At 34.5% G+C, this 13,946-nt stretch carries 11 protein-coding genes; all 11 read left to right on the top strand.

The annotated features are described in order from the left end of the window. Positions 1-9: 9 nt before the first annotated feature. Entirely contained in the window at positions 10-681 is a 672-nt protein-coding gene (locus OCV82_RS07690) for a bifunctional 4-hydroxy-2-oxoglutarate aldolase/2-dehydro-3-deoxy-phosphogluconate aldolase (protein WP_154043867.1), read from the top strand. Positions 682-941: 260 nt separating this feature from the next. Further along, positions 942-1,535 (top strand): HU family DNA-binding protein, encoded by a 594-nt coding sequence (locus OCV82_RS07685; protein ID WP_154043866.1) that lies wholly within the window; start codon positions 942-944, stop codon positions 1,533-1,535. 343 nt (positions 1,536-1,878) lie between these two features. After that, entirely contained in the window at positions 1,879-3,159 is a 1,281-nt protein-coding gene (locus tag OCV82_RS07680) for an ATP-binding protein (RefSeq protein ID WP_154043865.1), read from the top strand. Positions 3,160-3,179: 20 nt separating this feature from the next. Beyond that, positions 3,180-4,691, top strand: coding sequence for a DUF3843 family protein (locus OCV82_RS07675; protein ID WP_154043864.1), 1,512 nt, complete (start codon positions 3,180-3,182; stop codon positions 4,689-4,691). 156 nt (positions 4,692-4,847) lie between these two features. Then, positions 4,848-5,669 carry a Fic family protein gene (locus tag OCV82_RS07670; protein WP_154043863.1) on the top strand — a complete coding sequence of 274 codons (822 nt, stop codon included), beginning with the start codon at positions 4,848-4,850 and terminating at the stop codon, positions 5,667-5,669. Between the two features lie 1,217 nt (positions 5,670-6,886). Next, entirely contained in the window at positions 6,887-8,302 is a 1,416-nt protein-coding gene (locus tag OCV82_RS07660) for a hypothetical protein (RefSeq protein ID WP_154043862.1), read from the top strand. 163 nt (positions 8,303-8,465) lie between these two features. Next, positions 8,466-9,443, top strand: a complete 978-nt coding sequence (locus tag OCV82_RS07655; RefSeq protein WP_154043861.1) for a DNA adenine methylase — start codon at positions 8,466-8,468, stop codon at positions 9,441-9,443. Positions 9,444-9,491: 48 nt separating this feature from the next. Then, the gene (locus OCV82_RS07650; protein WP_154043860.1) at positions 9,492-10,313 is read left to right on the top strand and encodes a type II restriction endonuclease; all 822 of its coding nucleotides are present in this window, start codon (positions 9,492-9,494) and stop codon (positions 10,311-10,313) included. Beyond that, complete coding sequence (locus OCV82_RS07645; protein ID WP_154043859.1) at positions 10,300-11,079, top strand: type II restriction enzyme; 780 nt, start codon at positions 10,300-10,302, stop codon at positions 11,077-11,079. The genes OCV82_RS07650 and OCV82_RS07645 overlap by 14 nt, the downstream gene beginning before the upstream one ends. A gap of 220 nt (positions 11,080-11,299) precedes the next feature. Beyond that, positions 11,300-12,967 carry a DUF262 domain-containing protein gene (locus OCV82_RS07640; RefSeq protein WP_154043858.1) on the top strand — a complete coding sequence of 556 codons (1,668 nt, stop codon included), beginning with the start codon at positions 11,300-11,302 and terminating at the stop codon, positions 12,965-12,967. After that, complete coding sequence (locus OCV82_RS07635; RefSeq protein ID WP_154043857.1) at positions 12,964-13,839, top strand: DNA-methyltransferase; 876 nt, start codon at positions 12,964-12,966, stop codon at positions 13,837-13,839. The genes OCV82_RS07640 and OCV82_RS07635 overlap by 4 nt, the downstream gene beginning before the upstream one ends. Positions 13,840-13,946: the final 107 nt, after the last annotated feature.

Genomic DNA, 13,946 nt, shown 5'->3' with positions numbered 1-13,946 from the left:
ATATTCAAAATGGCAAAATTCGATAAAGTTGCGGTATTGAACAAGATTGGTTCAACCGGTATGGTTCCTGTATTCTATCACAAAGATGCAGAAGTTGCAAAGAAAGTTGTAAAGGCTTGCTATGACGGTGGTGTTCGTGCATTCGAATTCACAAACCGTGGCGACTTTGCTCACGAAGTATTCGCTGAAGTAGTGAAATACGCTGCGAAGGAATGTCCTGAAATGGCAATGGGTGTAGGTTCAGTAGTTGATCCTGCTACTGCAGCTCTTTACATTCAGCTTGGTGCTTGCTTCGTTGTAGGCCCATTGTTCAACCCTGAAATTGCTAAGGTATGTAACCGTCGTCTTGTAGCTTACACTCCAGGTTGCGGTACTGTTTCTGAAGTAGGTTTCGCTCAGGAACTTGGTTGCGACTTGTGTAAGGTATTCCCTGGTGATGTTTACGGTCCTAACTTCGTTAAGGGTATGATGGCTCCAATGCCATGGTCTAAGCTTATGGTAACCGGTGGTGTAGAACCATCTAAGGAAAACCTTACAGCATGGATCAAAGCTGGTGTATTCTGCGTAGGTATGGGTTCTAAGTTGTTCCCTAAAGATAAAGTTGCAGCGGAAGACTGGGCTTACGTAACAGACAAATGTGCTGAAGCTCTCGGCTATATAGCAGAAGCTAGAAATAAGTAATAAAAGGTTATAAAAGGTGTATTTATGGAGCACCGGTGTGCTTGTCGTTTCCGACAGGTGTGCCGGTGCTTTTTTTATGGATTTTCTTTTTTTAGATCAAAAAAAATCCTATCTTTATTGTCACACGTTCGTGTCACTGTCGTTACACGTTGGTGTCACTATAGTCACACGTTAGTGTAACCGTCGTCACACGAACGTGTCACGGTTTAAAGTTATATATGTTTTATTGATTTGTAATAATAACCCTAATATAATATACTATGCCAATAAAGTTTGATTTGTTTGAAAATCCTGAAAGAGAAGGTGTTGAAGTTCCTGAGTTTCATGCTAAAGTTATAACTAAAGGACTTGAGACGACAAGAACTCTACGTGAGAGTATCCAGAAAAAATGTACTGTCACGGCATCTGACGTTGAGGCTGTGCTTACAGCGTTGGGTGATGAAATGTTTGAAGCCTTTAGTAATGGTTATTCTGTTTACTTGCACGGAATAGGTTATTTCAGTCTTAGTCTGAAATGTTCTCCCGATATAAATCTTAATAATATATCATCTTCTGATATAAAAGTCAAAGGAATACGTTTTCAGCCAGATAAGGAATTGTCAAGAAGATTATCTAACGTGGAATTCGTACATATGAAAAACAGCGGTCGTCATTCCAGTAAAATGAACCTTTCTGAAATTACTGAAAAGATTGAAAAATATTTTACAGATAATCAGATCCTGCGACGTCCTGATTTCGAGAAGCTGACAGGTTTCAATAAGTCCAAATCAATAAGGACATTAAAGTTGCTTGTTGAAGAAGGTATGCTGAAGAATATCGGTACAATGCGGATGCCTATTTATGTGCTACGATAGGTTTTGTTTCATGCTAGTAGCTTATCCTCCCATTCGGTGAAGGCCGCTCCAAACTCAAGGATACTGTTGGCATAATCCGTGTCGGCATGGTATCTCAAAACATGAATATTGTTCACTATCATCCCCCGTATGCACTGTGGAACATTTCTGATAATATAATCCGAAAGATAAGCCAATGAAATGGGATGCCCAATTGCATTTGCTACTTTTTAATATAATTATGTGCGGAAAAATGTATGTTATAGTATGAATTATGTGTAGAAAAATGTATATTTGTGGTGGATTTATCTGCAGAAAAATGTAGTTATGGCCATGAATTATCCGTAAAAAATGTATATTTACTATGCAAAGGGTTGTTTTTCAAAAACTTATAGAATGGAAGTCTCGGCCTGACAGAAAACCATTAGTAGTCAATGGTGCCCGTCAGGTGGGAAAGACATGGCTTCTTCGTGAGTTCGCAAGGACTGAGTTTGTAAAGGAGGCATATATCGTTTGCCGTAAAAATGACATTGTCAGGCAAATATTTACCCAAGATTTTGATGTTGACAGGATATTGCGCGCTTTACGTGCATTGTCAGGTGTTGACATTACTCCGGGAGACACACTTATAGTTCTTGACGAGGTTCAGGATGTACCGGAAGTACTTGAATCTCTAAAATATTTCTGTGAGGAAGCGCCGGAATATCACATTGCTGTTGCCGGTTCTCTGTTAGGCATATCTTTGCATCATGGAGTTTCCTATCCTGTAGGTAAGGTAAATGAAATTTATGTCTATCCTATGAATTTTGAGGAGTTTGTTTTGGCGAAAGGGGAAACAGAGATTTTTAAACTCATCATCAACCATGATTACATGACGATGAATATGATTCATGAGAAGATGGTCGATTTGTTGAGGCAATATTATTACGTGGGAGGAATGCCCGAAGCAGTAAAGAAATATGTTGAAACAGATTCTCTACTGGAAGTCAGAAGAATACAGGGCGAGATTCTTAACGGTTATGAAATGGACTTATCCAAGCATGCTCCAAGAGAACAAGTGGCGCGTATTCGCATGGTATGGAAAAGTATTCCGTCGCAATTGTTCAAGGACAACAAGAAATTCATATATGGCGCATTAAGAAAAGGTGCTAGGGCAAACGATTTTGAGATTGCTATCCAGTGGCTGGTTGATTCAGGTCTGGTCTATAAGGTGCCAAAGTGTACAAAACCTGCTTTGCCACTTGATGTTTATGAGGATTTAAGCAGTTTCAAATTATACATACTTGATGTAGGTCTTTTAGGTGCAATGGTCAATACAGAGCCTGTACAGGTTCTGATAAATAATAATGTTTTTGTGGAATATAAAGGAGGAATGACGGAGCAGTATGTGCTTCAGCAAATGAAAAGCCATGGTGTGTCTCCTGTTTATTATCATAAAACGGACGATTCCAGGCTGGAACTTGATTTCGTAATACAGAAAAATGCGAAATTATTGCCTGTTGAGGTAAAGGCCGAAGGAAATGTAAGGGCCAATTCGTTGACGACACTGCTTGCAAGAAATCCTGATATGGAGGCTGTCAGGTATTCTATGTTGCCTTATAAAGAACAGGGGCAACTGAAATGTGTACCTTTATATGTAGTTTGATTTAAAGTGTAATTAATAAAATGAGAAAAATTTATCCTAAAGAATGGGTGTCTATACATCCATATACTAAAACAGGTGCGACAGATAATTATTACTGTAGATTGGTAAACAGAATAATTGACGTACTATATGATTATGATATAATGGAAGGGGAAATTGAGCCTGAAGACGAGATTTACGAAGATACGGCGATATTTCTTGTCGGATGGTTCGAAGATATCATTTCGCAGACTGGCGTTTGGCAGGTGTTCACTTCGCAGTGCGAAAAACGGTATGGCAGCCGATTGCCTTTCTATGAACCGGGCGAAGATTATTATCCGGACGAGATAAACGTGGAAGATGTACGCTTCATTCTTTGGCATTGCTTTCAGAGAGATAAAATAGGGAAGAAAATCTATAATCCGGAAAACACCGGTATTTTGGCATTGGCAAATGAAATATACGATATCTTTGACGAGGAGTTCGAGACAGCCCCAGTGAATGAAAGACTTCAGGATTTCTTTGATTTCTCTTATTTGACTGAGGATGATTTTATGGAATACAGAAGTAAAGTGGAGTGGTTCTATTTTAATTCATATATCAACATGGGCTGTTATGAATGTTATTTGGATAGCCTTTCCGAGTATATGGAGGAATTAGAGAAACGTGAGGACCTTGATGCACGTACGATGGATTTGATGATATATTCCTTTAAGATAAATAACGTGTTGTCGGGTAGAACACCTCTTCTTGCCATTACTGCTCCTGAATATCTGAAACTTCTTCTTGAGGAACAGACTGTGAATCCTGTAGATGCACCATATATGAACATGGACGGCAGGATGGAAGCATTATATTTGGTGACGGACGAAGCAGAAGATTATTATTTGTTCAAAGAGGTTTCAGACAAGGAGGATACTTATAAAGTAATAAAAGATTCTATTGAACTTAACGCTCCAAAGCTGATTCCGGGTGATACGGTAGTTACATCAATTCTGTTCAAGTTTGGAAAGTATTGGCAACACAATGGTATTATGAATATCTATAGCATTAAAGATTTTCCGGAACTTGATGACATTAAGAATGAATCTAACATAAAGGCATCATACGATGACTTCCTTGCGGCAACAGAAGGAAAACACTTTGTATTTCTGAAAGGAAAAGAAGAGATGAGCGATTTCATTCATAATAGGATGAAATATAAAACAGCTTCCGGTCTAAAATTTCCTGATATGGGAAATGACGTATTGATGTTGTGTGTTACTCCTAAACAAGGAATATCTGTTGTGCGTTACTATTGTGAATGTATCGCTTCGCCTGACAATCCATATTACAATAAGGAAAAGGCAGAAAAGAATGCAATTAATTTCCTGACGAATAGCCGATTGATACCATACGAAACAGCATGCGAACTTCTTGATAGAGGCTACCTGAAGGATGCAGCTTTGAATAGCACCAAAGGACTGGAACACGGTAAAGAGCTGGTTAGGAAGAATGGTCGGTTTATGTTGGATTATTTCTTCAACATGTGCAGGGAGAAGGATTTGGCATAGAAAAGGACTTGCAAATTAATTGCAAATGCTTTGCAATTAATTTGCTCTATTTTTTAAGTTGAAAACAATATCCCCACTTTGCATTTCACTCGGTTTACACTATCTTTGTGAAAATAGGAAACTTTATTTGTATAAATTCATAATCAGCAATATCATATGTACGAAGAATTGATTCCGCAATATGATTCATTGGTAACAGAATATAAAGAAATAGTAGCCGATAGATTCAGTAAGGCCGACTTTATAGAATATAATGAGATTCTGTTTTCAGCACATAGTTGTGCCATAGAAGGTAATAGTTTCTCTGTAGATGAAACCCGTACTTTGAAGAAGAAAGGATTGGGTATGATTCCTCATGGAAAGACTCTTTTTGAAGCATTTGAGATTCTTGATCATTTCCAGGCATACGAGTATTTGTTGAATAATTTGGATAAACCGCTTACCGAAGAACTGCTGAAAGAGACTCACAGACTGTTGACGGAGCATACTTTAGAGTATAAAACGAGGAATGATGAAGTTCCGAGTAAGCCCGGAGAATATACCACTGTCGATATGTGTGTAGGTGATACAATATTCGGAGAACATGAAAAACTGATAAGGCAGGTTCCACGTCTTCTTGAAAGCACGCAAAGTGCTATAGATAGCGGTGAGGTGCATCCTATGGTTATAGCCGCAAAGTTCCATGGCTTTTATGAGTATCTTCATCCGTTCCGCGATGGTAACGGACGTTTGGGAAGGCTTATGTCAAATTTTATTCTTCTCAAAATGGGACAACCATTGCTGATAATACCCAGCAGTCATAGAGAAGAATATATTGCAGCTTTAAAATATATAAAGAAGGAACGTACTGATGAATTTCTTATTGATTTCTTCTTTAAGACTTCTATTAACAGGCTTCAGTATGAAATATCTGAGAAGAAGAATCTTACGGATAATTTTATAGACGGTTTTCGTTTTATTTCTGAGTCTAAAAAATAAAAGATTACATATTAATCTTGAATTCACTCAACGATATTTCATACCCAGCCCATGGCCAGCTAACGAAGAGTTCTTCTGTACGTGTATCTTTCTTGATAGTAACCTCATCGAATACTCTTAAATTCCTAAGGAAAGGATATGAGTCAATCGGGATTGAATATTCCTTTATTCCGTCGGTTGTTTCAATAGTAAGAGTAAAGAGCTTGCGGCTGATTGTTACGTCTTTAATGGCATAGTCATCGTCAAGGTATTCTGTGTCGAGTTTGTTGAGCTGTCAAAGAAAAGAATGATACGCTTAATATTTCTTCAAATAAATGCTTCATTTTTAAATCTTTTGATGATATTTTTAAGAAAAATCGAAGTAAACAACAAAAATGTCTTTATTCTCATATATTCTTATTACTTTTGCTTATAATTGTGCTATAAAAGCAGGGCAAATATTATTATAATTAGGTAAGATATTATGGGTAAAAAGGTACTTGAATTTGTGACTTTTTGCATAAGTAAACTTTCCATATTATTGAAACTGCCCCAATAAGAGATATATAGTTGCTTGAAGAAGACTGGAATTTTATATGACTATATTGTACCCTAATACGATATTTTGCATACATTTAGTGAATGCTATTAATTTTAGATTTGGCTGGATATATGAAAGAGAAAAGAGTTCCCAGTGAAATGTGTTTTGAAGATATACTTGAAGAATAAAATTTGGCTGAGTAATTGAAGCTATTTACGAAACGAACTGATAAATATAAAAATAGATATGGCGCAGGATATAAATCGCCTTAAAGTGGTTCTTACAGAAAAGAAGTACACTAATAAATGGTTATCAGAATAGGTGGAAAAAGCTCCTGCTACTGTTCCAAAATTGTGTACAAATACAATGCAATCTAATTAAGAAACATTGGTAACCATTGCCAAAGCTCTTGATTTGGATGTAAAGTATTTGTTGTGGTCGATATAGTAATGAAGTCAATGATTCATCAGACTAAAACTATATATTATTAAAATGTACTAAATAACACATACTGAATATGAATTTGATTTATAAAATCTACATAGATAGGTATATTAATAGCAACTTCAATAATTGAGAAGGTATATTCTGATATTGATTGATAAAGCTATTGATTTAAGTTCTACAACAAACTTTGATTCAGTTATTAACTGATAGTAAAACTTTGATTCTATTAAAGAGATTTAGTCTTAATTTTATGTTAAAAATATATTTAGATTGGAATATTATAAGTTATCTCAAGAATGAGGAATACAAAGATTTGCGTGACTATATTGCGCAAGTCAATGAATTCTTTATTTTTCCATACTCTAGAGCTCATATTCAAGATTTATATCAATCTAAATCTCCCACTAACGATGTAAAATTCAAACAAGACCTTGATACCCTTACGGAAATTTGTCAGACTCATCTGCTAGAATATAATGATAACATAGATGCGCAATATCCATACGAATGTACACCTCGTCAATATATAGAAAGAGAGTCGTTAACTTTACAAGCTTATACATCAGGATTTGAACCTATTAATTTTACAGAACTTATTAGATCAGTGATGGATGTAACGTCATTTGAAAACATCCATAAATTTCTTCTTGCTTATCCATTAGCAACTCCTATACAAAACCCTAATAACGGATTATTAATTTCTAATTTATGGGACGCATTAACATTTTCACTTGAGAATTTTTCTTTGCTGTTAAGAGACAAAAAACTTGAAGTAGAGATATACAAGTCAATGTGTAAACTTGAAGGTGAAAGAAGTATTCAGGAGATGCAAAATATAGATAGTTCTGATATCTTTGATTACTTAAATGAATTATGCATTAGGAGAACTAACAAGAACCTAACAGATACCATTCTTTCCACTCTTGAGACAATTAATGGAATAAATAGCTATAACTATTTTCTTGCGGAATATACAACTCTTGCACTTTGTGGTTATTGTCGAGATAAAAAGAGGAACATCCTTAATATTATGACAGATGCGCTTCATGCATTTTATGCAATGCGTTGTGATGTACTTGTTACAAAGGATGATGGCATGAAGAAAAAGGCTAAGGCAGAATTTTTTCGTTTCAATTCACCGACACGTATTATTGAAATTGAAGAATTACGCACATTCTTAGAAACGGAATTGCATAATCAATATAATCTAGATTATATTCAACATGAAGTAATTCCGAAATATTCAAAAGGAGAAGACCGTGGAGAGAGGAAACTTGCATATAAAAACGTACCATCTCCTATTTGGGGATTATTTACCAATTGTATCAGGATTCCACAAGCACCAAATACTTTAGCATTAAAAGTAAATCTTGCTCCCAATGGTTACATTTACTATACGGAACTAAAACATTTCTTTAATCTTTTGATGGAGAACATGTCTGACAAGGAAAAGACAAATTTTCAAAAAGAGGTTATTGATAAATTCCTCACGAGAAATAAAGGGATCTTTCTTTCTATAAGGACATTTTTCTATTTTAAAAAATGGCAAATCGAACTTATTGCAGATCCAGAGTCTGTCGTTCCTCTGCCTATGATAATAGTCCGTAAGAAACAAAAAATAATATTATTACTTGAAAAGATAATTTCAAAATTATATAATAAATGAACAAATGGGAAATTCCAGCTGACTTAATCAAAAAGACAATGATAGTAATTTCAAAAGAAATTAAAGAGAAGGTAGGGTAGTACTTTAAAGAATACAAGTACACTTGTAGTGTTATTGGGGGAAAATTAACTAATTTATCTGTAATAATAAATTTTACATAATTATGACAAAAGCGAAACCTTTTATCAAGTGGGTGGGAGGCAAGACTCAACTCATTGAGCAACTGGATGCATTGTTGCCGGCAGATTTTGGTAATTGGAATGATGTGACCTATATTGAACCATTTGTGGGTGGCGGTGCTATGCTATTTTATATGCTGCAGCGGTATCCTAATATCCGTCATGCTGTTATTAACGATGTGAACCCAGACTTAACTACATGTTATCGTATAGTAAGGGATATGCCAGAGGAGTTGATAACTTCCTTATTGGAAATACAAGATTCCTACAATGCATTACAAACGGAAGAAAGACGCAAGGAATTCTACCTTGCCGTTCGTGATCGCTATAATGAGAAAAATCTTAATCCACTGGAGAATACCACAAAGTTCTTTTTCCTTAATCGCACTTGTTTTAATGGTCTATACCGCGTGAACAAGAAAGGACTGTTTAATGTCCCTTTTGGCAAGTACTCAAATCCACAAATTTGTGATCCTGATACCATTCGAAAAGACAGTGAGGTCCTTCAACGTGTGGAAATTATGACTGGTGATTTTGATGCAACTTTTAATCGCGCTCAAGGTTATACACTCTTCTATTTAGATCCTCCTTATCGTCCTCTCAGCGATACGTCCAGTTTTAACGATTATTCGAAAGAAGCTTTTAACGATGATGCCCAAATTCGTCTGAAAGAATACTGCGATCGTATCAATGAAGCTGGTTTTCGTTTTATGCTTAGTAATTCTGATTGTAGAGGAAGGAATGAAGAGGATAATTTTTTTGATTTGCTCTATGAGGCCTATAATGTAGAAAGGGTTTGGGCATCACGTAGTATTAATTCAAATCCCAGTAAGCGGGGTAAATTAACGGAGATTCTTGTGCACAACTATGTCGCAACAAAAGCAAATCCCCATGGTAACTATTTACGACCAGAACCAATATATGCAGCAGAAGAAATTGTTGATTTTGCCGTGAACTATTAACATCAATTTGAAACATTAAATATGGCGTTCTCGCCTCAATTAGAGTATATGGCTAAAGATTTTAACAAGTTTATGTCTCAGCTCCAAGAGACGAATCAGACATTAGATTTCTTCTGTGATTTCGACAAGATATCTCGGAATGTCGAAGATATTAAACTCAGTCTTTGTATGCTTAACAGTCTCATTGGTTCTACAGATATGCGGAAATCTGTTGAAAGGATTTGGAACCGAGACAAATCAGCTTTCGATGTTATGGACATACTAATAGCAGTACGTAGTGAAGGCAAAAAGAAGATCTTAAATAGCTTGGGAAATTGTATCGTTCTTGATTCTCTTTTTGAGTCTATTGATGGTGTTATGGAGTTTCTTGACAATACTGGATTAACAGACATTTTTCAATCAAGGAAAATAAACGATCTTGTTGATTATGTTTTTGGAATAGAAACAGGGTTGGACACGAATGCTCGAAAGAATCGAAGCGGACATATGATGGAAAATATGGTTGCGCGTATTTTCGATAAAAATGGTATAAGTTATCGTCAGGAGGTTTATTCTAGTGAATGGCCTGATATCACAAAAGTACTTGGTGATGATGAAAAACGTTTTGATTTTGTTATTGAGACTTCGACTAAAATCTATCTGATGGAAGTTAATTTTTATAGTGGTGGCGGTAGCAAATTAAATGAAGTTGCACGTTCTTATTCGGATATTGCTCCTAAGATTAACTCTATTCCTAGTTTTGAGTTCGTCTGGATTACAGATGGTATTGGATGGAAAAGTGCAAAGAATAAACTTCAGGAAGCTTATTCTATCATTCCAAGTATATATAACTTAACAAACATAAATGAATTTATAAATGGCATCAAATAAAGCATGGAATAAAATATTTCGTGATTATGGAATTAATAATCATGATTTTGATAAAGGTCCATTTGAACTAACTGCTAATCAAATAAAGAGATCTTGTCAAGCTTTTACAGAAACTGCAGATAAGGAACCACGAATCTTATGTAAACAAGATACTCGTTTTGATAGACCTGATGTTTTTGTCAAGAAAGGATTGTTTATTTTACCCAAGAAAAATGGAACGTATTATATTCTAAAAGGAGAAGGTTATGTTGATGTTCCTGATATAACAACACCAATAGAAGATTACGAAAGCAAACTTGACTTTGAGTTAGAGAGTTCGATGATTGGTGATTCAGAAATGCAGTTTTTGGATTTCGCATATGCAAATTCTTTAATTAGAACGTTTATGAATGATCCCTCTCTTGTTTTAACAATTAGAGGTAGAAAATATACACCTCCATTTTCTTTTAACGTGGGAACGAATTCTTTGGACACAGAAAGTGTCCAAACTGAGGTTGATGCAGGTTATGAGGGAAAAGAATCAATCGTTCTAATTGAAGCAAAAAATTTTTCGGCTACAGATGTAATTATAAGACAATTGTATTATCCATTTAGACAATGGAGTGAGAATACCACAAAGAAAGTTTATCCTGTATTTTTTGAAAAGAGAAAACTAAATAATGAAAATATATTCTACATTTGGCAATTTGAATTTACTGATATTGAGGACTATAATAGTATTCAACTTGTTAAATCAGGTAGGTATCGCATAAAAAATCCAAAATAAGCTCTTATATTTATAGCATGTAATAAAAATCATTTAGACTTAGCCACTGTTTCGAAGAGAACCAGATTGGTGCACGGAAAGAAAGTTTATGTGCTGCTTTGCTCTTGTTTTTACAACGGAGTATGTCAAAGATTAATCAATGATATTAGAATTATCAGATTCTAGTTCAGACATTATTTGTAATATTTTATGAGTTAATCTAGGAAATTAAAGAAATAATATGATAGTTGATGCTCAAGGAATGCCAATAAGGAAATTACTTACAGAAGGCAAGTATATTATTCCTGATTATCAAAGAGAATATGATTGGGAAGAAAAAGAAATAATAGAGTTTATAAATGATATAAACGAAATCAGTAATGATGAGAGCTATTTTATTGGCCACATGGTTTTTGAAGGCAAAAGGAATGGTACAAAATATATTGTTATTGATGGACAACAGCGTATAACAACCATAACTATTATCTTGTGTTGTCTTCGTGATATATTCTATGAGAGAAAGGAGATAGATTTGGGAAATGGTATTAATGACAAATACATATTTTCCATAAACGATGACAATAAGAAATTTGCGAGATTAGTAAATGATATGCCATATCCAGTTTTACAAGCAAGAGTTCAAAATATACCTCAGGAAAAAGATAACAGTATTGTTCCCAAGAAAAATGGAGAAAAGAAGATAATAAATGCATATGTGAAAATTCACTCCTTATTTCAAGAAAAGACAATAGATGAGCTTAAAAGTTTTAGAGATAAAATACTTAATTTAGAAACAGTATCTGTAGTTGCAGAAGGTGTTTCTAATGCATGTACTATTTTTATGACATTGAATTCAACAGGCAAAGATTTGACTCCACTAGATTTGGTTAAATCTCTCATTTTTAGTAAATATAAAAAAGTGCCTCTCGTCAATGAGCCCAATGACACATGGAAGAAAATAAGTGATAACATAAATAATAATGTTAAGTTCTTAAATAATTTTTATGCTTCTAGATATAAAAAAGTTTCAGATAAAAGAATTTTTTATGAAGTGGAAAATACAATTAAAAACCTTAACCATAAAGACCATGGTGTTGCAGCAAAAGAGTTTTTGCAACAAATGTTAGAAGATTCTGAATTATTTAAACTAATAAATACCCCCGTATCAACTAATTTTAATAAAAATGATTATGACATATATGAATCTATTTATGCAATAACGAAACAATTTAAGATACAAGTTTCTAATTCATTTCTAATTGCTTTAATTAGAGACTATAAGAAAAATACTGTTTCAAAATCAATGTGTATAAAGATTTTATCTGTAATGGAACGATTCCATTTCGTTAATAACGCTGTATGTTCAAAGAGATCATCTGGCATAGATCTTTTGTATGCAAAATATGCACATGATTTATATCAAGCAAAATCCAAACAAGAAAAACATATAATTATAACTAATATTTGTCAAGAATTAACAAAAAGAGTTGCAACTCTCTCAGACTTTGAAGCAAGTGTTGACAGTAAACTTTATTATACCCGAAAAGATGAGAAACAGAAAGAACTTGTAAAATATGTATTAATGAAACTGGAACGAAAAAAGAATACACACTCTATTCCTATAGCAACAAGTATTGAGCATATTTATCCAGAAACGCCTAAGAATATGACACTTACAGATCCCAATCTAATAATAAATATTGGAAATCTAGTTCTTCTTGAAGACTCTGTAAACTCCAAAATTGGCAACAAAGAGTATGATGACAAAAAAACTTATGTTTTAAATAATAGCCAGATGATAACGGCAAAGCAATTATTTAATAAATACAAAAGTTGGACAGATACAGAAATAAAACAAAGGAGAGATGAATTAATAGAAGAAATGTATAAAAAAATGTGGCTTAAATGATTCCTTCTTATTACAAATCCCCTAACAATGATTTCACTCTCATACAAGGAGATTGCGTTGAGACATTATCAAAGTTTAAGTTCGGCTTTGATATGGTATTTGCCGATCCACCGTATTTCCTCTCTGGAGGTGGTATAAGCTATCAAAGTGGCCAGATTGTGTGTGTGGATAAAGGTGAATGGGATAAACCAACAGCCCCAGAGGAAATGGATGTGTTCAACCTTCGTTGGCTTACTTCAGTACGCGACCATATGAAAGAGGATGCAACAATATGGATTTCGGGTACACATCACAATATTTTTAGTGTCCAACAGCAACTAGTGAAACTTGGTTTTAAGATATTAAACGTGATAACTTGGGCAAAGACAAATCCTCCACCAAATATTTCATGCCGATATTTCACTTTTTCAACAGAGTTTATTATTTGGGCAAGAAAGTCTCAGAAGAAACCTCATTATTTCAACTATGATTTGATGAAGAGACTTAATGGGAATAAGCAAATGACTGATGTTTGGCATTTACCAGCTATTGGCAAGTGGGAAAAATCGTGTGGAAAGCATCCTACACAAAAGCCTTTAGGTGTGTTGGCTCGCCTTATTTTGGCTTCAACAAGGCCTAACTCATGGATACTTGATCCATTTAGCGGAAGTGCTACAACAGGTATTGCTGCATCTTTACTTGGTAGAAAATACCTTGGTTTAGAAGTAGAAGAAGAATTCCTATCCATAAGTAAAGCGCGTAGAGAGGAGATAGAAAATATTCAAGTACGTTCTGAGTATTTAGAACGATTAGCGAAAAAAAAGAACATTCTTCCTCCAGATAATTTTTTTGTTGCAGAAGAAGCAAAACATGATTATAATATTCCGTGGTAGTAATGTATTGTAAGCATTCAGTAAACCCCGTATGATTAGAACTGGTAAAGCCGGCATAGATTGTCTATTAAAAATTTCGACTTGTCTCTGAAAATGTTGAAGATATT

Source organism: Bacteroides cellulolyticus (genome assembly GCF_025567135.1).
Lineage (GTDB): Bacteria > Bacteroidota > Bacteroidia > Bacteroidales > Bacteroidaceae > Phocaeicola > Phocaeicola cellulolyticus.
The sequence above is the reverse complement of the archived record's forward strand: the minus strand, read 5'-3'. Positions and strand labels throughout refer to the sequence as shown.

Coding starts and splice junctions, on each gene's coding strand:
- OCV82_RS07690 (WP_154043867.1), top strand. CDS start 10: ATGGCAAAATTCGATAAAGTTGCGGTATTGAACAAGATTGGTTCAACC.
- OCV82_RS07685 (WP_154043866.1), top strand. CDS start 942: ATGCCAATAAAGTTTGATTTGTTTGAAAATCCTGAAAGAGAAGGTGTT.
- OCV82_RS07680 (WP_154043865.1), top strand. CDS start 1,879: ATGCAAAGGGTTGTTTTTCAAAAACTTATAGAATGGAAGTCTCGGCCT.
- OCV82_RS07675 (WP_154043864.1), top strand. CDS start 3,180: ATGAGAAAAATTTATCCTAAAGAATGGGTGTCTATACATCCATATACT.
- OCV82_RS07670 (WP_154043863.1), top strand. CDS start 4,848: ATGTACGAAGAATTGATTCCGCAATATGATTCATTGGTAACAGAATAT.
- OCV82_RS07660 (WP_154043862.1), top strand. CDS start 6,887: ATGTTAAAAATATATTTAGATTGGAATATTATAAGTTATCTCAAGAAT.
- OCV82_RS07655 (WP_154043861.1), top strand. CDS start 8,466: ATGACAAAAGCGAAACCTTTTATCAAGTGGGTGGGAGGCAAGACTCAA.
- OCV82_RS07650 (WP_154043860.1), top strand. CDS start 9,492: ATGGCTAAAGATTTTAACAAGTTTATGTCTCAGCTCCAAGAGACGAAT.
- OCV82_RS07645 (WP_154043859.1), top strand. CDS start 10,300: ATGGCATCAAATAAAGCATGGAATAAAATATTTCGTGATTATGGAATT.
- OCV82_RS07640 (WP_154043858.1), top strand. CDS start 11,300: ATGATAGTTGATGCTCAAGGAATGCCAATAAGGAAATTACTTACAGAA.
- OCV82_RS07635 (WP_154043857.1), top strand. CDS start 12,964: ATGATTCCTTCTTATTACAAATCCCCTAACAATGATTTCACTCTCATA.